The following is a 19,283-nucleotide window of genomic DNA, read 5'->3' as shown; positions in this document are numbered from 1 at the left end:
CCTCGTGCCATTGCCCACCGTGACCGGTATCGCCCGCCTGGTCGCTGACCCCGAACTCCGCTTCACCTCCTCCGGCAAGGCGGTCGCCTCCGTGCGCCTCGCCTTCAACTCCCGCCGCCGCAACCAGCAGACCGGCGAATGGGAGGACGGCGATACCTTCTGGATCCGTGGCACCGCCTGGGAGCGCCTCGCCGAGAACATCACCGAGACCTTCGCCAAGGGCATGGAGGTCCTCGTCACTGGGGAGATCCGGACGGAGGAGTGGGAGAAGGACGGCCAGAAGCACTCCATGCCGTCGCTCATGATCCGCCATATCGGCCCCTCGCTGGCGTTCTCCGTGGCATCGGTGTCGAAGGACGCCGCGAGCCAGAGCGGCGTGCAGACGAGCGGCCAGCGGGCTGCACGGCCGCAGCAGGGTCAAGCCCAGAGGCCCCGGCCGACTCAGCCGCCTCAGGATGACCCGTGGGCGGTCGACGGCGGCACACCGGCCGAGCCCCCGTTCTAGCCAGCGGAGCCCCTCGTGAAACCACTCCAGGTCCTTGCCGCAGGCATGACGGTCGCCGCGCTGCTCACGGCATGCAACAACGACGGTCGATGCACCGCCGTACCGCAACCTGCAGCACAGGCAGCCCCCATCGCTCCGGACCGCCCCGCGGCCCCGCGGCCGGCCCCAGCGATGGCCACAGCTCCGAAGGCGGACGGCTCGAAGAGCAGCGGCAAGGCCTCGAAACCCGAGACGAGGCCCGGGAAGCGGCCGCACGCCGACAGCGACGTCATCCACCTTGACGACTGCGATATCTGATGGCCTCCGTCCTCCTCCTACAGCTGGCCGGCGGCGCCGCGGAGGCCTCCGAGATCGTCGAGGCCCTGCTCACCGCAGCCAGCGTCCGCAGCGACGAACCGGCACTCGCCGAACGCTGGCGTCGGATGGCCGACGACATCAGCAGCTCACTCGACCACATCCGACCACCACACCTCACTCAGGAGCACACCGAATGAAGATCTTCTACGACACCGAGTTCCTCGACGACGGCCGCACCATCGACCTCATCAGCATCGGCATGGTCGCCGAAGACGGCCGCGAGCTCTACGCCGTCAGCAGCGAGTTCGACCAGGCCGCCGTCCGCCAACACGGCTGGCTCATGGCCAACGTCTGGCCCTCCCTGCCCATCGCCAAGAACCCTCCCGGGCACCGGGGCATCGAGCACCTGGACCTCGGCCACCCCGACGTCCGGCCCCGCGCCCAGATCGCCCGCCTCGTACAGAACTTCATCCACGCCACCCCGAACCCCGATCTCTGGGCCTACTACGCCGCGTACGACCACGTCGCCTACGCCCAGCTTTTCGGCCCGATGAGCCAGCTCCCCGCCGGCCTGCCCATGCAGACCGACGACCTGGTCACCGAGGCCAAGCGGCTCGGCCTGACCCCGCAGGACCTGCCGAAGCAGGAGGGCGGGCACCACAACGCCCTCGCCGACGCCCGACACAACGCGGTGATCGCCCGCTTCCTCGAGGAACAGGCCACCTGGACCCACTGACCTGCCCGCACCGGACTTGGGGCCCATCCTCGGGGGCCCGCCCCCGGCCGCCCATGCCAGGAGCACCCATGTTCGGACTCACCACCACCCGCCGCCTCCGCCAGGTCGAAGCCCAGCGCGACGCGAACGTCCAGCTGCTCACCGAGGCCTACAGCGCCCTCGACACCGCCCAAGACCACGGTATTGGCCGCTGCATCACCTACCGCCGCCGCCTCGACCGCGCCCTCCGCGCCGTCGCCCGCTGGCGCTCGGATGCCGCCCGCGCCCACCGCGAAACCCGACTCCTCGCCGAGCAGCTGCTCGACGCCACCAGCACCCACAACCCAGCCGCCCGCCATGCACTCGGCCTCCCCGACGAAGGCCCCTGGCAACGAGCCGTCGAAGGCCTCAACGCCCTCGTAGACGCCGACGTCCCCTTCCACATCGAGCCCGACGGCCACATCAGCAGCAGCACCGGCAGCGAGCACATCGAGTGGGACAAGCAGGCCCGCCGATTCCGTCTCGTCGACGACAACGAGGCGGCGGTGTGATGACGCCCGAGCGCTACGCCGAGATCAAGCAACTGAGGTTCACGACCGGCATCAACCCGGCGGCCGGAGTCTTCGCCACAGACACAGAGCGCGAGCTGTACCAGCTCGCCGGACGCTGCTGGAACGCCCTCCAGGACCTTTTCGCCGATCACGAGCAGCTCACCGAGGCCAACGCCCAGGCCGCCGAAGAACTCGCCCAGTGGACCGGAGCACTCCACTGATGGCCGCCACCTGCCAGGACTGCGGCCGACCCCTCGTCGACCCCGAATCGCGAGCGGCCGGGCGCGGCCCCATCTGCGCCAACAAGTACCGCGGCAGCCGCGGCACGGCAGCCGTCGGCCAACTGCTCATCTTCGAGGAGGCCCCGATGCACCTGAACACGTCGGCGCCGGTACCGGTCTACCAGGAGGTGTGGAGCAGCGAGCTCCCGCCCGGCGGACTTGTGTGCAGCGTCTGCAGCCAGCCTGTGGAGTCCGAGCCCTGCCCCGTCCACGCGCCGAAGGCGGCCGGCCGATGACGGACTGCCTGCGCGCATGGGGGCATGCCTTCGCCGCCTGCACCTTCCTCACCCTCTCGATGCTCCTCGGCATCGATGGCCAGCCGGTCCCCGCGGTCTTGTTCGGCGCGGCCGCGATCGGCGCGGTCGACGCCGCCGCCTTCGCGTACGAGGTGCGCGCCGGGCGCCGACGGGATCCGCGGGTCGCCGAGCTGGAGGCGCTGTTCGGCGAAGTGCAGGAGAAGGCGGAGTGCGCCGTGGCGAAGTCATCCGAGCTCGCTGTCGAGTACCTGGAGCGCGCGCAGGCCGCCGAGGCTGCCGCCGCCCGCGCGGGGGCTCTCCTGGAGTCCTGGCAACGCCTGGACTCGCCCGGAGTGGTGATCAGTGTCGAGGACGCGGCTGGAGGCCTGCGGGATGCCCTCGTGCCGCTGCCGGAACCTCCGCCGTGCACCTGCTCCATGGCTGAGCGCTGCGCACAGTGCCCACCCGAAGAGGAGCCCACTACGGGGAGGGCCGAGTCGTGACCGGCCGCCCCGCCTGCCTCGACGACCCGCAGATTCAGTGCTGTTGGGACGACGACGCCCAGGCCTGCCCGTGCGAAGACGACGAACCCATGCCTCGAGAGATCGAAGACCTACCCACCGGGAGCTACCTGTGACCGTCCATGCCTCTCCCCCGTCAGGCGACTACCGGGTGCCGTGCTGCGGCCGCACCCTCACCGACGTCATCCTCGACGGCCATACCACCACCCTCGCCCCGCACGCCGTCACCTGCGGACGTGCGCGGCACACGGTCGACACCATCACCAGCGACGCCCTCGACCAGCTATACGCACGGATCGACACCCTCGAACGCGTCGCCAAGAGCAGCAAATGCCACGCCCAGATCATCGTGCAGGAACTGGAGACCGCCGACGCAGCACGCCTGGCCCTCCGGCGGCGCGCCGAGCAGGCCGAGGCTGACCGGGCCGCCGTCCTCCGCGAAGCCGCCGACGTTGCGGAGACGGTCGCAATCCGCCTCCACGCTCAGCACGACATCGGCGGCAGCACCGGAGCCTACGAGGCGATGACCGAGCTGCGCCGCATGGCCGACGAGACACAGCCCGCGCCGCCCCACGGGCACCGCCCCTGCTGCGAAGCCACCATCGGACACCGCCCCAACTGCCCCACCAACCAGCCCAAGGACCGCCCGTGAACCCCCTCGACATCGCTGCGTTCGTCGGCATCGCACTCGCGGCCCTCGCCGCCATCACCGCCGCCGGCCACTACGCCCACCAAGCCCGCACCTACCGGCAACGGGCCGCCCGCGCCGAACTCCGCGCCCGCGCCATCACCACCCAGCTCAACCAGCTCGCCGACTACATCGACGCACAAAGCCCCTGGACCGTCGGCACCGCAAGCATCGCCCGAAGCATCCGCGAAGCACTCCACCAGCCCAAGGACTGAACCATGCCCCGCTACCGCAAACGCCCCATCGAGATCGACGCCATCCAGTGGACCGGTGACAACATCAACGCCGTCATGGACTTCATGCACCCCCAAGAGCCCGTACACGTCAACAGCCTGTCGCACATGCGGTTCACCGACGCCGATGAGCTGGTCGGCATCCAGACCCTGGAGGGGCTGATGGTTGCCGGGATCGGCGACTGGATCGTCCGCGGCGTACGAGGCGAGCTCTACCCCTGCAAGCCGGACATCTTCGCTGAGACGTACGAGCCCACCGACGCCTGAAGCACGTCGAAGGGGCGCGCCCGTTGTCTTCCCGGACCAGGCGCGCCCCACAGGTGATCACCAGGCTACGCCCCACCAGCCCCTGGAGCACCCCATGACCACCACCGCCACCCACACCAGCCGCCACCTCTGGACCATCGCCCACCACTGGCACGACCTCGAAACCGCCCTCGCCACCCAACAGAACACCTGGCCCCCAGTCATGGGCATCGCCACCCTCACCGACCGCAACCAGACAGCCGAAGAGGCCGAGGCCGCCCGCTACCGCGCCGAAGCCCTCCGCCTCCTGGAACGCGACCCCGACCAGCCCGGCTGGACGGCCGCCCCGCTCCGCCTCACCGTCCTGGAAACCCTCCAGACCGTCGAAGCAGCCCTGATCGAACTGGCCGACCAGATCGCAGCCGCCAGCCAGCACTCGCCCATCACCCCCGCACCGCCCCGACGTGCCTATCCGGCCGACCCGCGGGCGCGGCGGACGATGGAGGCCGACGACGCCCGCCGCAATCTCCTCGCGCTCCGGCAGTCGAAGGACCCGCGGCGCTGGCGCTACGACGGGCAGCGCTCCGGCCGGCGGGCCGCGCTCTGGCTCCTCGCCCGAGCGCAGGGTGTACGAGGCCCTTGGCGCCCACTCAACGAGAACGAGCAGGCCTGCATCTCAACCGTGGCGCGCACGGCCGCTGGCCTCGTGGAGCGGGTCCTGGATGTCGGCGACGGTCGGGCGCGACTTGCCGAAGCGTGCCCGCTGTGCGGCGGGAAGCTCCATCTACACGGCGGCGGCGGGGCGACCCCGCTCGCGCGGTGTACCAGCTGTGGCCGCACCTGGTCTGAAGGGCCGTAGCGCACCCACCACTGCAAGAACGATCAGATGTGATGCAAATCACATTCGAGGGGTTGACTTGGGCCTGAACACCACCTAATGGCATTCAGTGACACGTAGCGGCACCCAACGGCATGGATTCGAAGGCGCAATCGAAACGGGGCGACACCCAGTGCCTTCTTGAAGCCCTCTCCGTGTCAGCAAGGTGCCATAGCCTGGATAGACGCAAGGCCGCCTTCAAAATGAAGGCGGCCGATCAGCTGCTGCGCGGAGGCCGAGTCCGCCAGAGCTACGAGTTCAAGGGAGTAATACCTTGCCTACAACCGACCCTACAGTGCCTCCCGAGGAAGGCAATACGGAGGACAGCTCACTCTCTGAGTCCATGCCCCAAGAACCCGAGGAGACCGAGGCGCCGGACGGCGAACTGGACCCGGAAGCCAGCACCAAAGGCGATGAGGCACCCGCGCGACGCCGGCACCACATCGTCCAGCGGCCCTTCATATCCATAGCGAGCCACTTCACGGCCCACAACGACCTCCACCGATCGTTCGACAGCCCACTCCAGCGGATGCTTCGGAACTCGGCATTGATCCAGCTGGGCACCGGCCCGGGGCCAATGTCGCTCGAGGAGGCGCTTCGTCCCGCCCTCGAGAACACGATCGGCGCTGCAGTGCGGGCGAGCCTGAACATGCAGTCTCCTCTCGACACCCTGGACCTCCGGAACCTCATGCCTGGGGGGTTCCTGAGCCGCAGCGAGGCCCTGCGCATCGCTGGTTCAACGCCTTGGGAGCGGCTGCAGGCTCTCGATCCGGAGAACTGGCGTGGGGAACTGCTCAATCATGTCGACATGCTCACGATCATGGGAGAGGGCATCCCGCTGGTGTGGACGCCACCGGCAAACGTCATCCGGGAGCTGCTCAAAGCGCAGGACGCCCCGACCCGCCGCAGGGTGCTGGAGCGACAGGCTGCCGACGTCGTCAAGCATTGCCGCGCCGTCCTCGCCGACGTTGCCCGTAGAGACCTGACAGCAGAGGTCGACCTCCTTAGCGAGTGCCTGGACTCGATCGACAGCGACAGGTACGCGTCCGGTCAGGTCCTCGCCTCCTCAGTCCTGGACACCATTCTGCGGGCCATGGTCCGAGCAGACTCCAGCCTTCAGAACAGCAAGGGCGGCTTCACCTTTAAGAACCTTGCCGCCAAGTTGCCGACGGCCACGCCGAACACTCTGGTCGGCCAGTTCCGGGCGTACTGCCTCCACACCAGCATCCACAAGGCTTACGAGCCGTACCACGGGCCGCCAGTACCCGAGGAGTACAACCGCCACGCGAGCACCCACGCAGCGGGACCGACACAGATCACGCTCGCCAACGCACTCGCCGCGGTGATGCTGGCCATCGGCCTGATCCGAGAACTGGAGGAGACGATGCGGGCTCTCAGCCCGGCCGGATGAACGCAGGCCTCACCAAGAGATGGAGAGGGGTGGAAGGCAGTTCGCCTTCCACCCCTCTTCTGACGCCTGGCCCAGACCTACCTTGCTGTGTCGAGAGGGCGCATGCCGCCAGCCCGGCGCACCTGAGGCTGCTCACCTATCGCTGGAAGTCACAGCACGGCCCCGTCGCCAGGAGGAGGGCGGGGCCACGTGCACTCGAGCGTCTACTCCCCGCGCTCCAGATCCGAGCGCTTCCCCTGACGCTTCCGCCGCTTCCGGAAGTACGGCGCAGCCAGCCGCCAGTCGACCACCTTCGAGCGCCCCACTTCCGCGACCGGCGGGAACTCCGGGTCTTCACGTGAGAGCTGCGAGACGCGCTGATGGCTCATCGTGCGCTCGATCCCCTCAGCTACGACCCTCCGCGCCGCTTCACGGAACGAAACCATGTCCGGCCCTCCTTCGGCCTCGGCCATGGGCACCATTCTTTCTGACTTCCTAGCCATATGGCTAGGAAGTCGCTACCTTGGGTCCGGCAACAACAAGTCGGCCCCGACCGGTGTGTGAGAGCCCGGTCGGGGCCAGCCATCCGCCTGCTTCACCAGGAGGAATGACCGTGCCCGAGCGTACCGACACGCCCCAGATCAATGAAGCACTCCGCCGTGCCCAAGGCCCCGACACCGCAACTCGCACCCTGCTCGTGAAGATCGCCAACCGGCTCACCGCCGTGCGCCCCGCCGGAGAGATCCACGACTCCCGCCGCCTCGCCCTCGCCCTCCGCTATGCGACCGGGGCCCACGGCTTCCGCACCCCGGCCGCCAACGACGCCGAGCGTCGGCTCCTGCGCCACATGCCGGCCATCGAGCCGGGCATCACCCGCGGCGAGTACGCGCTCCGCCTCCGCCGGGCAGCCAGCCGATGAACCGCGAGCAGCCCGACACCGCCAGCGAGCGGGAGCGTGTCGCCGAGCTGCACCGCGAGGCAGCCGCCGACTACGCGGCCGCCCAGGCGCAGCGCGACCAGTGCGACCACCGCGACGACGTCCACCTCATCGCCGAGTCCGTCGCCGCCACCATCGCTGACGACACCGGCCAGGACAGGAACGCCCACCGCGAGTCCGCCGACGTTCCCGGAGAAGCGCCGTGACCCCACACCAGCTGACCCAGTGGGCTGCCACCCACCCCTGGCCGACCCTGGCCGTCGCCACACCCGCGGCCCTCCTCGCCGCCGCCGTCGCCTGGCGCACAATCCGCGCCCTCCGCAGCATGCGCCGCCCGCCGGCCTCCGTCGTCACCGCCGCCGTCGGCGCCCTCGTCTGCACCGCCTACACCGCCGACACGTCCTGGCGGTTCGCGGAGCACCGTCTCGGCATGCACGACACCGCCGAGCGGATCGTGATGTTCGCCGCCGCCGAAATCGCCCTGCTCGCCTGTGCCGTCATGGCCCGCGCGAACAAGCGGGCCACCGCCACCGATACGGCGGCCGGCTCACCGGGCGTTCCCGGAGTCCTCGTCTGGGTCATCACCGGCGTCCAGGTCATCCCCGCGTACTCCGAGTCCGGGATCGTCGGCGGCACGGTGCGTGCCGTGATCGGCCCGGTCATGGCCGGGCTGCTGTGGCACCTGGCGATGGGGTTGGAGATCCGCGTTGCCCGGCCGGAGGCGCTGTCCACCGGGCTGCCGGCGGTGATCGGCCGCGAGCTTCGCGAACGGCTGCTGTCGTACCTGGGTCTGGCGACGCGGGACCGTACCGCGGAGCAGATCACCCGGGACCGGGCGATGACGCGGGCCGTACGGCTCGCCGCGCGCCCGCGACTGCGCGGGTGGGGCCGGCGGCGGCTCGCGGCCGCGGTCGCCCGCGCGCACGTGGGCACGGACGGCGAGCAGCGGCACCGGCTGCTGCAGGAGCTCGCCGCGCGGCGCACCTCGTACGAGCTGGCGACCGTACCTCTGCCGTCTCCCTGGGCGGGTACGGCCGTGCCCGCCCCGTCGTACCCGAGTACGCCGCTCGGTGTGACCGGTGCGCAGCTGCGCCGCCTGGAGCCGGTGGACGCGATCACTCAGGTACGCTCCGCGCACCCGACTGCGACGCCCGCCGAGGTAGCGGCGCTGTGCACCGAGTACGGCGTACCCGTGTCCGAGACGCTGGTCCGGGTCGCGACCCGCGCGGGCAACCCGCCCCGGCCCAAGAAGGGGCCGGAGCGCCCCGTGCTCGCCGTCGTACCCGACTCTGGCCTGCTGCTCGATGTCCAGACAGCCGACGAGGTACACCCCGAGGTACGCGCCCACATGCCCGTACCCGGGACCGCCCGGGCGCGTACTCCGCGGGTGCACGCCCGCGTACCCGCAGGCAGGCGCGAGCCCGACCACGGCCGGTCCGTACCGTCCGCCGCAGGTACGGAGGATCTCCTCGCCCGCGCCCGCGTACTCGACGCCCAGCACCGCCAGGAGCACGGTCGCCCCGCGTCCATCCACGCGCTGAAGCGCGGTCTGCGGATTGGCCAGCCGAAGGCCGAGCAGGTACGTGACCTTCTCCGCGAGGTACAGGGATGACCGACCAGCCCATCAGCCCTACCCGGATCATCCCAGCGGGCGCGCCCCTGCCCGCTCGGCCGCCTGCGCCGGATGAGACGCCGCCGTGGCGCATCCCGCCGCCTCCGCCGACGTCCGGCGCACCGCCTTCGCAGCCTCCGCCGGGACCGCCGGAACCGTCAGTGCCTGGTCTCATCGAAGTGCGGATCACGTTGGCGCCGGTACCCGCCGAGCCCGAACCCCGGCCCTCGCGCTGGGCCTGGCTCACACGCTACGTACGCCCCTGGAAGGCGATCGCGGCGCTCACGCTCGCCGTCGCACCCGTCCCTGGAGTCGGGCACAGCGCGGGCGCGGTCTGGGCTTACACCGTGAGCCTCGCCCGCGACGAGTACGGCATCCCCCACGCCTACGCCCTCGCCGGAATCCCTCTGCTGCTCGCCGGAACCGCCGTGGTCCGCCGCGGCACGCTCCCCGCCGTGTTCGCCCTGGCCGTCTGCGCCATCGGCGTGACCGGGGCCATGAACTGGTACGACCCCATCACTGCCCTGACCGGAGTACGCCCGTGAACACCGGCCTCACGCTCGCTGGCCTCGCAGCCTCCCTCGCCGTTTTGTACGCCAACCTCCGCCCCTGGTGGAAGGGCGGCCGTCAGCTGAAGGAGCTGCTGCCGTTCGGGCGCGGCGCTCTGCTCGGCGCGGTCGGCACCATCTGCACAGGGGGCCTCCTCGGCTGGCTCGCCGGCTGCTCAACGGTCGCGGCGAACCGCGGCGGCAGCACCGCCACCGAGGTCGTCTCTGGGGCGAAGCCCACAGGGGCAATCGCTCGCGGCGATCTCGGCCAGCTCACCGAGGAGGGCGGTGTGGTCGTGTTCCTGATCGCGATCGTCGTGGTCCTGGCCTGGCGTGAGGCGGACAAGGAAGAGCGGAGGCGCATGATCGGCGGCGTGTTCTGCGGCTTCACCCTGTGCGCCACGGCCGGAGTCGCCCAGCTCCTCAATTGGCTGCCACCAGTGATCAACGAGGCGGGCACGGCGCTGCGCGGCGTGGTCGAAGGGGCTGGGCTGCTGTGAAGGTTGCTCAGCAGATCGCGCATCGCCTCTGGCACGGGTCTGCGGTGATCGCACGTTGTCTCGGCGATCGTGCTGCTGGATGGGTGCGCAAGGGGCCGACTCGGGCGCACCGCGTCGTGCGTGTGGCGCTGTTCGTGCTCGGCCTCTATACCGCGGCCCGGCTCGTCCGCGGGGCGCCTGTGCTGATGTGGCCACTCACCGCGCTGTGGTGCTGGGCGGCGTGGCGCGCCGTTCAGCCGCCCGTCAGTCCGGCTCACCCGGCCATCGAAGAGGCCCGCGAGCAGGCCCCGGTCGAGCCCGTTCTCGCTCTCCTATATGAGTGTCTCGACGGACGCCCGGGGGTGCACCTGTCGACGGTCCTGGCCCACCTTCAAGAGCGGGGGCAGGGGGTGGGGTGGACGGTGTCTGATCTGCGCGCCCGTTTGGAGGCTCTCGGCATCCCCGTGCGGCCCAAGCTCAAGGTGAACGGCGTGCCCACCCGCGGGGTCCATCGCGACGACCTCCCGCCCTGCCTCTCCCCTCGGGAGTCAGGTGTGTCTCCCAGCCTGGTAGACGCACCGTGACCTGCGGATCTCCCGCCCCCTCTACCTGTGTCTACCCCTGATCTCCTGACGGATCTCCCGATCCGCCAACCACCACGGAGGAGCACAGATGACGGAAGCTGACATCTGAGTCTGAGGCGGCCGGCTCACTGCCGGGCGAACGGCCGCCTCAGTCCGTATCCCGAACACACGAGACAGGAGCCATCAGCATGGCACTGCGAAAGAGCATGTCCATGGAGGAGCTGCGTCGCCGCAATGAGGCGTGTAGGGACTCAACAGATCTGTCGGATTCTCCGCGATCTGTCGGTTTGAGGCCGCGATCCGGACCCAATTCACCACCCTGACCAGCAAGTTAGCATTCTCTGTCCTCTCGTACGACAATTGCCTGTCATGTCGGACACTCCATGGATTGCCGCCCAATCGGCGGCTGGCTTCCTCGCCTTCGGCGCGGTCGCCTGGCAGGCCTACCGGATTCGTCAAGGCAATGAAGTCGCGCATCGCGCGCTGATCGCCTCTGAGGCCGTGGCGATCGATGCGGCCCGTGCACGGCTGGACGCTCAGGCTCCTGCGGTAACTGTTCGGCTCACCGATGTGGCGTGGCCGCCGCATGGGGCGTCGCAGTTTGGTGTGATCGCGGGCGAGTGGCCTGCGGGCCACGAGTGGCACTTCCCGGCAAAGGAAGACGACCGGATCGTGCTGCGAGCTCGCGTTCTCATCGAGAACGGCGCGGACCGGTACGGGGCCGTGGAGTACGACGGCGACCTCATCCGCGAAAAGGAGGGTCGTCGGCAGCCTGTGAGGTCGCATGCCCTGTGGCCCGCCGGGAAGAGCACCGTGAGCCAGAACCTGTTCCTGCAGAAGGACTTCACGGTCAAGGAGCTCTCGGAGAACTACGAGGCACGGCAGACAGGCCGCAAGCTCCCGCACAGTGTGACCGGCACTATCACCGTGCACGACAGCCGGGACAACGGCGTCACCGACACCTGGGAGCTCGAACTGACCGGCTGCCCGGTCCGCCCGGACAAGACTCGCTCCGGTATCTGGGTGGTCGACACGGAGAGCGGGATCGACTCCCTGGAGTTCGAGTCGCATCCCACCCACCAGCGGACGTACTGGCTCTCGCGCCGACGCCAGGAGCGCCTGCCCGAGCCGACGTATCGCCCAGGGGGCGCGGAGGGCGGCCCTTCACTGCCGTAGGAGGAGCGGGCGTCCCCAGGACATCGTTGTGGCGTCCCGAGCCATTCCTGCCTGCTATGGGATCACGAGCACAGTGCCGGGGTAGGTCCAGTGGCCGTGGTCGCTGGACGGTCGGCCGTCCGTGCTGCCGTCAGTCCGCTTCCCAAGCAAGATGCTCAATCTTCCCGAGGATCCGACAGATCGATGAGAAGAAGCTACCGACAACTCGATGAGAAACGGTGGCAAAGAACCAGGTCAACGACCTGTCGTCCGACAGACCAAACGAGAACCTACAAGGCGAGCCGGGCCGAGGCCGCCGAGAAGACGGCCAAGGCCACGGATGCAGCGAATGAAGCGGAGCGGAAGGGGTGATGACGACCATGAGCGAGCGGGTGAGGGTGAAGGTGTTGCTGCTCGTCGGCGACCAGGCGGAGATCGTCGCGGATGCGCCGGACGCTGAGGAGCCTGTGCGGTATCCGGTGGCGGAGATCGCGGCCGCTGTCGGGGTGCCGGAACGGAGGTTGCCGGGTACGCGGCTGACGGCGGAGGTTGGCCCGGGGGACCGGTTGTCGGGGTGGAAGCTGGCTTAGACGACTGGGGAGTGAACGACCCTGATCTGTTGGGAGGTTGGGGTCGTTTTCTTCCCCAAGTATGTTGCAAATCAATCCACTAATACGCCATAATAGAGACCAAGAGGGAAGGGGCCGCGAACCCCAACCCACCACCCGCAAAGTAAGGAACCGACATGTCGGACTCTCGGGATGAGCGGTTGGCGTACATCGCCAACCGCATCCGGCTCATCTACGTCGGCCTGGTCGACGCCTGCGAGGCCCTGCCGCTCCCGATCACCCTGCCCAAGGGCAGCGATGTCACCAACGTGGAGGCGATTCCCGCCGTCCGCCGAGTGGCCGAGATCTCGGAAGAGGAGCCGATGCCGGAGGAGCAGCGGGCTCAGCTGTTCACGGCGGCGATCATGTGGCTCATGGCCATGGACCTCTACGGGCTGCTGGTCAGGTTCGACTACGCCGATGCCCGCGCGGACGGCGCACAGGCGGCGCTGATGTTGGCGCACGACGCCGTGACCGATCTTGGCGCGTGGCTGCTGAACGAGTGATCTAGCCGCTCACCTCCTTGCGCCCCCGGCAGCCAGCCGGGGGCGCTCCCGGTTTGACACCCAGTGGTGTTGCAAATCAATCCAGCAATCCGTATCATAGAAGACACAAGGGCAAGGGGCCGCGAACCCCGAACCCGCCACCCACAACAGAAGGGACGGACCGTGTCCGACTTCGAAGACCAGGCCATGAAGCGCCTCTCCGCGCACCTCAGCAGCACCTACGCTGCGCTGGCCGCCCTGTGCCTCAACCTCCCCGTGCCGATCACCCTCCCGACCGGCGCGGTCAGCAACATCGAGGCCACCCCCGCCGTCCGACGCATCATGGAGATCGTCGAGGACCAGCCGATGCCCGAAGCCCAGCAGGCGAGCCTCTTCGCCGCCTGCGCCTTCTGGCTCGGCGCACTCGACCTCTACGGACTCCTCGCCCAGGGCGAATTCAGCGACGCTCGCGCCCACTCCGCCGCCGCCAACCTTCTGATGGCGTCCGACACCATGTCGGACGTCGCCGAGTGGCTCGGCGACCAGCCGGAACCGCTGGACGGCTAACCGCACCCAGCGCCCCCGCCCACCAGGCGGGGGCGCACCCCCTTTGAAAACACAAACGACCGGCAGGCCCGAGCCGAAGCCCAGACACCCCCAGGGGGGCGCTCGCGAAAACCTGCCGGTCCCACCCAGCCAGAAAGGCCGGTACTCCCATGGTAGACGCCCCGAAGGGCGAAACCCTCCGCGAGATCGCCGCCCGCTACAACCGCGCCTACGACACGCTGCGCACCCGCTGGGCCCGCCACCCCGCCTGGCCCGACTCCATCGGCTGGCGCGGCCGCGCGAAGGTCTACGACTCCGCAGAGGTCGACAAGGTCATCGCCGAGCACATCGCGCCCGCGCCCGTGGAACTGGACCCGAACCGCCTGTACACCGCGCGCGAGATCGCCAACCTCGTCGGCATCAGCCCGGGCACGATCCGCGCAGAGGTGTCGAAGGGCCGCTGGCCCGCGCCTGACGCCCCGGAGGGCGTCGCGAACCGCTGGTACGGCAGCACCGCCGCGGAAGCACTCAAGAACCGCGGCGGGTATCACCGCCGCACAGGATGAACCGCCGGCGCAGCGGATTTACCCAGTCAGGGAACATGAAGATCCACCAGACCGGGCATCACGGGAGCAGACTCCCAACCCGGAAGTCGTGCACCGACTCGCCCGCACCAGCGCGCGCGACCGCACGAAAGCAGCCCACATGCCCTCCTGGACCCTCCACCAAGGCGACGCCCTCACCATCCTCCCCACACTCACCACCCCGATAGACGCCGTCATCTGCGACCCCCCGTACAACAGCGGCGGCCGCACCATGACCGAACGCACTACCCGCACCGCGCGCGAGAAGTACCTCTCCGGAGCAGGCCGGAACCACGGCCACGACCTTGGCGACTTCACGGGCGAGAACCGCGACCAACGCTCCTACCTCGCCTGGCTCTCCCTCGTACTCGCGCACGCCTACCGGCTGACCCGCCCCGGTGGCGCTGCCATGGTCTTCACCGACTGGCGACAGCTTCCCACCACGACGGACGCGCTCCAGGCCGCTGGCTATACCTGGCGGGGTGTCGCGGTCTGGCACAAGCCCACTGCGAGACCACAGCCTGGACGCCTGCGACAGGAGTGCGAGTTCATCGTCTGGGGCAGCAACGGAGCCATGATCCCCGGGAACAACCCTGTGTACCTGCCCGGCCACTTCACCGGCAGTCAGCCGCGGGGGCACGCGCGCCAGCACATCACGCAAAAGCCCGAGCGGGTCATGCGGGAATTGGTGCGCATCGTCCCGCCCGGCGGCACGGTCCTTGATCCATTCGCGGGATCGGGCACGACCGGCGCGGCTGCGCTCCTCGAAGGCCGGGGGTTTGTCGGCATCGAGCAGTCCGCCGCCTACGCTGCTGCAGCGCGTGCTCGCCTTGCGGTCGCCGCCTCCACCCTCGCCGCATGACGTTGCTTGCAATCGGCTGATCAATGCCGCATGCTGTCTGCCAAGTCCGGCGTGCCCGGACACAAGACGAGGCTCACCCCAGCGGTGAGCCTTCGCCATTTCCGCCACACCCGGCGCGCCCGTGGTCGATGATGGGCCCTCACCAACCCATACCGTCCACCGGGGGGACCATGCGCTACCACACCGCGGCAGCCGTCATCACCGCGGCCGCGCTGCTCACAATCGTCGGCTGCACAACCGAGGCCGAGCCCTCGAAACCCGCCGACAAGCCCAGCGCCGACGCGCCGACCGAAGCCAGCAGCGTCGACAGCACAGAATTGACGCCCGAGCAGGAAGCCAGCATCCGCGCGGCAGCCGGCCTCCCGGAGAAGCCGGTCGGTGAGAAGCGAACGGCGCTTCTGGCTGCCATCGCGAAGGCCGCGCCTGACGCAGTGAGGTACGAGGACAAGGCTGTCGACGCTGCGCGCAACCAATGCAGCGCCATCAACAACGGGAGCGACAAGGTCGACTGGCTCGCCTCGCAGCGCTTCACGTACAAGGACGTCACGACCACCGAAGCCCAGGGCAAGGCCATTAACGAGGCGCTCAAGGACATCGGTTTCTGCAACGTCTGACCCGAGGCTGGCCCGGCCGTTCCGTGCTCCGGCGGCCGGGTCATCGCATGCCCGAAGGCGGTGACCATGGCCACCAAACGTCAGCCGGTCACCGCCGAGGAGCGCAAGGAAATCCGCCGCCTCCACGGGGAAGGCTGGAGCCGCAACCGCATCGCCAAGCACCTGCACCGCTCCGGCCGCACGATCTCCAAAGAGGTCGAGCGCATGGGCCTGACCTTCGACCGCTCAGTGGAGGTCGCTGCCGCGACCGAGGCCCGCAGAATCGACCTTGAGGCGCGCCGGGTGAAGCTCGCCGAGGACCTCCAGGTCGACGCCGAGCGAATCCGCGCACAGCTGTGGGAGCCGACGGTCGTCTATAACTTCGGCGGCAGGGACAACACGTACGAAGAGCACCGGCTCCCCGAAGCCCCCGCCGACGTGAAACGCACCCTCCTCAGCGCTGTCGGCGTGGCCGTCGACCGATCCTTGAAGCTCAGCCCACCGAAGGACGAGACCGGCAACGAGGAAGGCCTCGCCCTGATCACCAAACTGATGTCCGGCCTCACCGCGGTCTACGAGGCCCAGAAACACCAGGGGGCTGACGAGGGGGCGTGATGCTCCAGAACGTCGACCTCCCTCTTTCCCACAAGCAGATCACAAGCATTGTCGAGGCAACGGCACGCATTAACATCTGGCACGGCGCGATCCGCTCCGGCAAAACGATCGCCAGCCTGATCGCGCTGCTCGCCGCCATCGCCACCGCGCCGCGCGCCGGCCTCATCCTCATCACCGGCCGGACCCTCGACACCATCGGCCGGAACATCATGGAGCCGCTCGTCGACCCCGGACTGTTCGGTCCACTCGCCCGCCTCGTCGTCTGGACCCCGGGAGCGAAAACCGCGACGATCCTGGGCCGTACCGTGCACCTGATCGGCGCGAACGACCGGCGCTCCGAGGCGAAGATCCGAGGGGCGACCGTCGCCCTGGTCTACTGCGACGAAGTCAGCCTCCTGCCGAAGGACTTTTTCCGGCAGCTCCTCGGCCGGCTCTCCGTCAAGGACGCACGGCTCCTCGGAACCACGAACCCCGACAATCCTGGGCACTGGCTGAAGAAGGAGTTCATCGACCGGGGCAGCGAACTCGACCTGAGGTCGTGGCACTTCAACCTCGACGACAACCCGTCCCTTGACCCCGCGTACGTCGCCGCGCTCAAAGCCGAATACGTCGGACTCTGGTACCGGCGCTTCATCCTCGGCGCATGGGTGCAGTCCGAGGGCGCGGTTTACGAGGCCTTCGACCCGACGACGCACATCGTCAAAACCCTGCCGCGGATCGAGCGCTGGCTCGCCGACGGCATCGACTACGGCACCGTGAACCCCTTCGCCGACGTGCTGCTCGGCCTGGGCGCCGACCACCGCCTGTACGTCGTCTCCGAGTACCGGCACGACTCCCGGCTTCAGCGCCGCCAGATGACGGACGCCGAGTACAGCCGCGCGCGCCGCACCTGGCTGGAGAAGCTCCGGCACCCGCACTCCGCCCAGGTCGGGGTGACTCCGGAGTGGACGGTCGTCGACCCCTCCGCGAGCAGCTTCATCGAGCAGTTGCACCGCGACGGCGTCACTGGCGTCACGTATGCCGACAACGCTGTGCTGGACGGAATCCGAACTGTCTCCACGCTCCTCGGCACAGGGGACCTCCTCATCCACGTGTCCGCGACCGGACTGATCGACGAGCTGCCCGGCTATTCCTGGGACGACACCGCGGCGGAGGCCGGCGAGGACAAGCCCATCAAAGAGGACGACCACAGCTGTGACGCACTCCGCTACGCAGTGCGGACCACGGAGTCGCTGTGGCGGCCGTACATTCCGACCCGCCTGGAGGTCGCCGCGTGATCACCGCAGAGCAGGCCGTCGAGCACGCGACCCGGCTGCTGGAGAAAGCCGAGATGGAGCTGACGAATATCAAGCTCATGGAGCGGTACGACGAACTGGCCTGCTCCTGGCTGACCGTAGCGCACCTGCTCATGGAGAAGGAGCGTCTCTGATGGCAGCGATGGTGGATCTGCCGGTCTTCATACGGCTCGGCCGAGGCGGAGACCCCATCGAGATTGGGACGGTGGAGTTCGATATGTCCGGCGACGGCACCGTGACGTTCAACCGCTCACGCATCGCCGATCTACTCCGCGCCGTCGCCGATGCCGTCGAGCACCCCGAGCAGGAGGTGTCAGATGCCTCTGCCCGAAGGTGACCTCACTTGGCCCCCGCCGCAGCTCGCCCCCGCCCTCGACCGCATGGACGTCTGGGACACCTGGTGGGCGGGCGACCCCGACCGCCTGGAGACGCTCTACGGCGGCGGCTCCGGCATCGGCCCGGACCCGAAGCCCATCCAGTTCTCGGACGGTGTCATCGGCAAACTGGCGCGCTGGTGGTGGGGCACACCGACGGCCCCTGGGGAGCGGCGTACCAAGCTGCACGTCCCGATCGCGGGTGACATCTGCGGAGGCTCCGCGAATCTGCTGTTCTCGGAGCCTCCGAAGTTCACCGTGGACGGAGATGCGACACGGAAGCGGCTCGATGTGCTGGTGGACGATGGGATGCTGGCGACGCTCCAGACCGCGGCCGAGGTGAGCGCGGCACTGGGCGGCGCGTACCTGCGCCCTGTCCATGACGTCGAGGTAGCCGACGCGCCGTGGCTCGACGCCGTACACGCCGATGCGGCCGTCCCAGTCTTCCGGTGGGGCCGCCTGGCCTCCGTCGTCTTCTGGCGGGTGGTGCACGAGGACGACGGCCAGGTGTGGCGGCACCTGGAGCGCCATGAACCTGGGATGATTCAGCACGGCCTCTACCAGGGGACGAAGCACAAGCTCGGCCGCCCGGTGCCGCTGCAGGATCACCCCGACACCGAAGGCTTCGCACCATCCGTGGACGACGAGGGCCGCATCCTTACCGAGTACGACAAGATCGACGTGTCGTACGTCCAGAACGACGTCTCGCGCCGCTGGCGCCGCAACCGGGCCCTCAAAGACTGGGGGCGCTCCGACCTCGACGGCGTCGAGCCACTCATGGACTCCCTCGACGAGACCTACGCCAGCTGGATGCGCGACATCCGCCTGGGCAAAGGCCGCATCCTCGTCCCGGACGCCTATCTGCAAGGCAACGGCCCAGGCAAGGGAGCCAGCTGGAACCCTGACCAGGAGGCCTTCGCGGGGATCAACGCACTCGCCCGCGGCGACCAGCTGTCGCTGGATGTCGCGCAGTTCGAGATCCGAGTGCGGGAACACCGTGAGACGGCTGAGGACCTGGTGAACCAGATCCTCCGAAGCGCCGGATACAGCGGGCAGACCTTCGGCATCGGCGGCGACGTCGCCGTCACGGCCACCGAGGTCAACTCGAAAGAGCGCCGCAGCATGACCACGCGCGGGCGGAAGATCCTGCGTGTCCGGCCGGCCCTGGCTCACGCTGTCGAGGCGCTGCTCGCCGTCGACCGCAGCGTCTTCGGCCGTGAAGTGCAGCCGCAGCGGCCGAATGTCGAGTTCGAGGACAGTGTCCAGGAAGACCCTCTGTCGCTGGCGAACACTGCGGACGTGCTCCGTCGCGCCCAGGCTGCCTCGACCGAGACCCTCGTGCGCATGGCCCACCCGGAATGGGACGAGACGATGGTGCATGCCGAGGTAGGCCGCATCCAGCAGGAGAACGGCATGGCGGTCGAGGACCCGATGCAGGCTGGCGCACTGCCGTAGGGGGTGGTGTG

The 19,283-nt window shown here is 69.0% G+C and carries 30 protein-coding genes; 29 read left to right on the top strand and 1 reads right to left on the bottom strand.

The window, feature by feature from the left end; all coding sequences use genetic code 11:
• Window positions 1–4: 4 nt before the first annotated feature.
• The 12 genes from ssb (at window position 5) to OF819_RS16930 (ending at window position 6,561) form a co-directional block, all read left to right on the top strand.
• Complete coding sequence (ssb, locus tag OF819_RS16985) at window positions 5–505, top strand: single-stranded DNA-binding protein (RefSeq protein ID WP_267244388.1); 501 nt, start codon at window positions 5–7, stop codon at window positions 503–505.
• A 296-nt stretch (window positions 506–801) separates the two neighbouring features.
• Complete coding sequence (locus OF819_RS16980; RefSeq protein ID WP_267244387.1) at window positions 802–999, top strand: hypothetical protein; 198 nt, start codon at window positions 802–804, stop codon at window positions 997–999.
• A complete protein-coding gene (locus OF819_RS16975; protein ID WP_267244386.1) occupies window positions 996–1,538 on the top strand; it encodes a 3'-5' exoribonuclease domain-containing protein in 543 nt (180 codons plus the stop codon). The genes OF819_RS16980 and OF819_RS16975 overlap by 4 nt, the downstream gene beginning before the upstream one ends.
• Window positions 1,539–1,606: 68 nt before the next feature.
• Window positions 1,607–2,068, top strand: coding sequence for a hypothetical protein (locus tag OF819_RS16970; protein WP_267244385.1), 462 nt, complete (start codon window positions 1,607–1,609; stop codon window positions 2,066–2,068).
• Complete coding sequence (locus OF819_RS16965) at window positions 2,068–2,289, top strand: hypothetical protein (RefSeq protein WP_267244384.1); 222 nt, start codon at window positions 2,068–2,070, stop codon at window positions 2,287–2,289. Before OF819_RS16970 ends, OF819_RS16965 begins: the two co-directional genes overlap by 1 nt.
• Window positions 2,289–2,585 carry a DUF6011 domain-containing protein gene (locus OF819_RS16960; RefSeq protein ID WP_267244383.1) on the top strand — a complete coding sequence of 99 codons (297 nt, stop codon included), beginning with the start codon at window positions 2,289–2,291 and terminating at the stop codon, window positions 2,583–2,585. Before OF819_RS16965 ends, OF819_RS16960 begins: the two co-directional genes overlap by 1 nt.
• Entirely contained in the window at window positions 2,582–3,088 is a 507-nt protein-coding gene (locus OF819_RS16955; protein ID WP_267244382.1) for a hypothetical protein, read from the top strand. The genes OF819_RS16960 and OF819_RS16955 overlap by 4 nt, the downstream gene beginning before the upstream one ends.
• Window positions 3,089–3,218: 130 nt before the next feature.
• On the top strand, window positions 3,219–3,758 hold the full coding sequence (locus tag OF819_RS16950) for a hypothetical protein (protein WP_267244381.1): 540 nt from the start codon (window positions 3,219–3,221) through the stop codon (window positions 3,756–3,758).
• Entirely contained in the window at window positions 3,755–4,009 is a 255-nt protein-coding gene (locus OF819_RS16945) for a hypothetical protein (RefSeq protein WP_267244380.1), read from the top strand. Before OF819_RS16950 ends, OF819_RS16945 begins: the two co-directional genes overlap by 4 nt.
• A gap of 3 nt (window positions 4,010–4,012) precedes the next feature.
• Window positions 4,013–4,294: a hypothetical protein gene (locus OF819_RS16940; protein ID WP_267244379.1), complete on the top strand. Its 282-nt coding sequence runs from the start codon at window positions 4,013–4,015 to the stop codon at window positions 4,292–4,294.
• Between the two features lie 94 nt (window positions 4,295–4,388).
• A complete protein-coding gene (locus tag OF819_RS16935) occupies window positions 4,389–5,132 on the top strand; it encodes a hypothetical protein (protein WP_267244378.1) in 744 nt (247 codons plus the stop codon).
• A 361-nt stretch (window positions 5,133–5,493) separates the two neighbouring features.
• Window positions 5,494–6,561, top strand: coding sequence for a hypothetical protein (locus tag OF819_RS16930; RefSeq protein WP_267244377.1), 1,068 nt, complete (start codon window positions 5,494–5,496; stop codon window positions 6,559–6,561).
• A gap of 203 nt (window positions 6,562–6,764) precedes the next feature.
• On the opposite strand, the gene OF819_RS16925 is transcribed toward OF819_RS16930, so the two are convergent.
• On the bottom strand, window positions 6,765–6,986 hold the full coding sequence (locus OF819_RS16925) for a hypothetical protein (protein ID WP_267244376.1): 222 nt from the start codon (window positions 6,984–6,986) through the stop codon (window positions 6,765–6,767).
• Window positions 6,987–7,153: 167 nt separating this feature from the next.
• Here OF819_RS16925 and OF819_RS16920 point away from each other — a divergent pair, with 167 nt between their 5' ends.
• The 17 genes from OF819_RS16920 to OF819_RS16840 all read left to right on the top strand — a co-directional run bounded on the left by OF819_RS16920 (window position 7,154) and on the right by OF819_RS16840 (window position 19,272).
• Entirely contained in the window at window positions 7,154–7,459 is a 306-nt protein-coding gene (locus OF819_RS16920; protein WP_267244375.1) for a hypothetical protein, read from the top strand.
• A complete protein-coding gene (locus tag OF819_RS16915; RefSeq protein WP_267244374.1) occupies window positions 7,456–7,683 on the top strand; it encodes a hypothetical protein in 228 nt (75 codons plus the stop codon). Before OF819_RS16920 ends, OF819_RS16915 begins: the two co-directional genes overlap by 4 nt.
• Window positions 7,680–9,089, top strand: coding sequence for a hypothetical protein (locus tag OF819_RS16910; protein ID WP_267244373.1), 1,410 nt, complete (start codon window positions 7,680–7,682; stop codon window positions 9,087–9,089). Before OF819_RS16915 ends, OF819_RS16910 begins: the two co-directional genes overlap by 4 nt.
• 179 nt (window positions 9,090–9,268) lie before the next feature.
• Window positions 9,269–9,634, top strand: a complete 366-nt coding sequence (locus OF819_RS16905; RefSeq protein ID WP_267244372.1) for a hypothetical protein — start codon at window positions 9,269–9,271, stop codon at window positions 9,632–9,634.
• Window positions 9,631–10,137, top strand: a complete 507-nt coding sequence (locus OF819_RS16900; RefSeq protein WP_267244371.1) for a hypothetical protein — start codon at window positions 9,631–9,633, stop codon at window positions 10,135–10,137. The genes OF819_RS16905 and OF819_RS16900 overlap by 4 nt, the downstream gene beginning before the upstream one ends.
• Before the next feature lie 932 nt (window positions 10,138–11,069).
• On the top strand, window positions 11,070–11,876 hold the full coding sequence (locus OF819_RS16895; protein WP_267244370.1) for a hypothetical protein: 807 nt from the start codon (window positions 11,070–11,072) through the stop codon (window positions 11,874–11,876).
• A 350-nt stretch (window positions 11,877–12,226) separates the two neighbouring features.
• Window positions 12,227–12,445 carry a hypothetical protein gene (locus tag OF819_RS16890; RefSeq protein WP_267244369.1) on the top strand — a complete coding sequence of 73 codons (219 nt, stop codon included), beginning with the start codon at window positions 12,227–12,229 and terminating at the stop codon, window positions 12,443–12,445.
• Window positions 12,446–12,600: 155 nt separating this feature from the next.
• Window positions 12,601–12,969: a hypothetical protein gene (locus OF819_RS16885; RefSeq protein ID WP_267244368.1), complete on the top strand. Its 369-nt coding sequence runs from the start codon at window positions 12,601–12,603 to the stop codon at window positions 12,967–12,969.
• 162 nt (window positions 12,970–13,131) lie between these two features.
• Window positions 13,132–13,515: a hypothetical protein gene (locus OF819_RS16880; protein ID WP_267244367.1), complete on the top strand. Its 384-nt coding sequence runs from the start codon at window positions 13,132–13,134 to the stop codon at window positions 13,513–13,515.
• Window positions 13,516–13,664: 149 nt separating this feature from the next.
• A complete protein-coding gene (locus OF819_RS16875; protein WP_267244366.1) occupies window positions 13,665–14,060 on the top strand; it encodes a hypothetical protein in 396 nt (131 codons plus the stop codon).
• Between the two features lie 139 nt (window positions 14,061–14,199).
• Window positions 14,200–14,940, top strand: a complete 741-nt coding sequence (locus tag OF819_RS16870) for a DNA-methyltransferase (RefSeq protein WP_267244365.1) — start codon at window positions 14,200–14,202, stop codon at window positions 14,938–14,940.
• A 170-nt stretch (window positions 14,941–15,110) separates the two neighbouring features.
• Entirely contained in the window at window positions 15,111–15,554 is a 444-nt protein-coding gene (locus OF819_RS16865; protein ID WP_267244364.1) for a hypothetical protein, read from the top strand.
• A gap of 66 nt (window positions 15,555–15,620) precedes the next feature.
• Window positions 15,621–16,148, top strand: a complete 528-nt coding sequence (locus OF819_RS16860) for a helix-turn-helix domain-containing protein (RefSeq protein ID WP_267244363.1) — start codon at window positions 15,621–15,623, stop codon at window positions 16,146–16,148.
• Window positions 16,148–17,425, top strand: coding sequence for a PBSX family phage terminase large subunit (locus tag OF819_RS16855; protein WP_267244362.1), 1,278 nt, complete (start codon window positions 16,148–16,150; stop codon window positions 17,423–17,425). The genes OF819_RS16860 and OF819_RS16855 overlap by 1 nt, the downstream gene beginning before the upstream one ends.
• Window positions 17,422–17,577, top strand: coding sequence for a hypothetical protein (locus OF819_RS16850; RefSeq protein WP_267244361.1), 156 nt, complete (start codon window positions 17,422–17,424; stop codon window positions 17,575–17,577). The genes OF819_RS16855 and OF819_RS16850 overlap by 4 nt, the downstream gene beginning before the upstream one ends.
• Entirely contained in the window at window positions 17,577–17,780 is a 204-nt protein-coding gene (locus OF819_RS16845; protein ID WP_267244360.1) for a hypothetical protein, read from the top strand. The genes OF819_RS16850 and OF819_RS16845 overlap by 1 nt, the downstream gene beginning before the upstream one ends.
• The gene (locus OF819_RS16840; RefSeq protein WP_267244359.1) at window positions 17,761–19,272 is read left to right on the top strand and encodes a phage portal protein; all 1,512 of its coding nucleotides are present in this window, start codon (window positions 17,761–17,763) and stop codon (window positions 19,270–19,272) included. The genes OF819_RS16845 and OF819_RS16840 overlap by 20 nt, the downstream gene beginning before the upstream one ends.
• The last annotated feature ends 11 nt before the right edge of the window (window positions 19,273–19,283 follow it).

Source organism: Streptomyces sp. PR69 (assembly GCF_026420845.1).
GTDB lineage: Bacteria > Actinomycetota > Actinomycetes > Streptomycetales > Streptomycetaceae > Streptomyces.
Note: the sequence above shows the minus strand (reverse complement) of the source record. Positions and strands in the feature narration are given on the sequence as shown.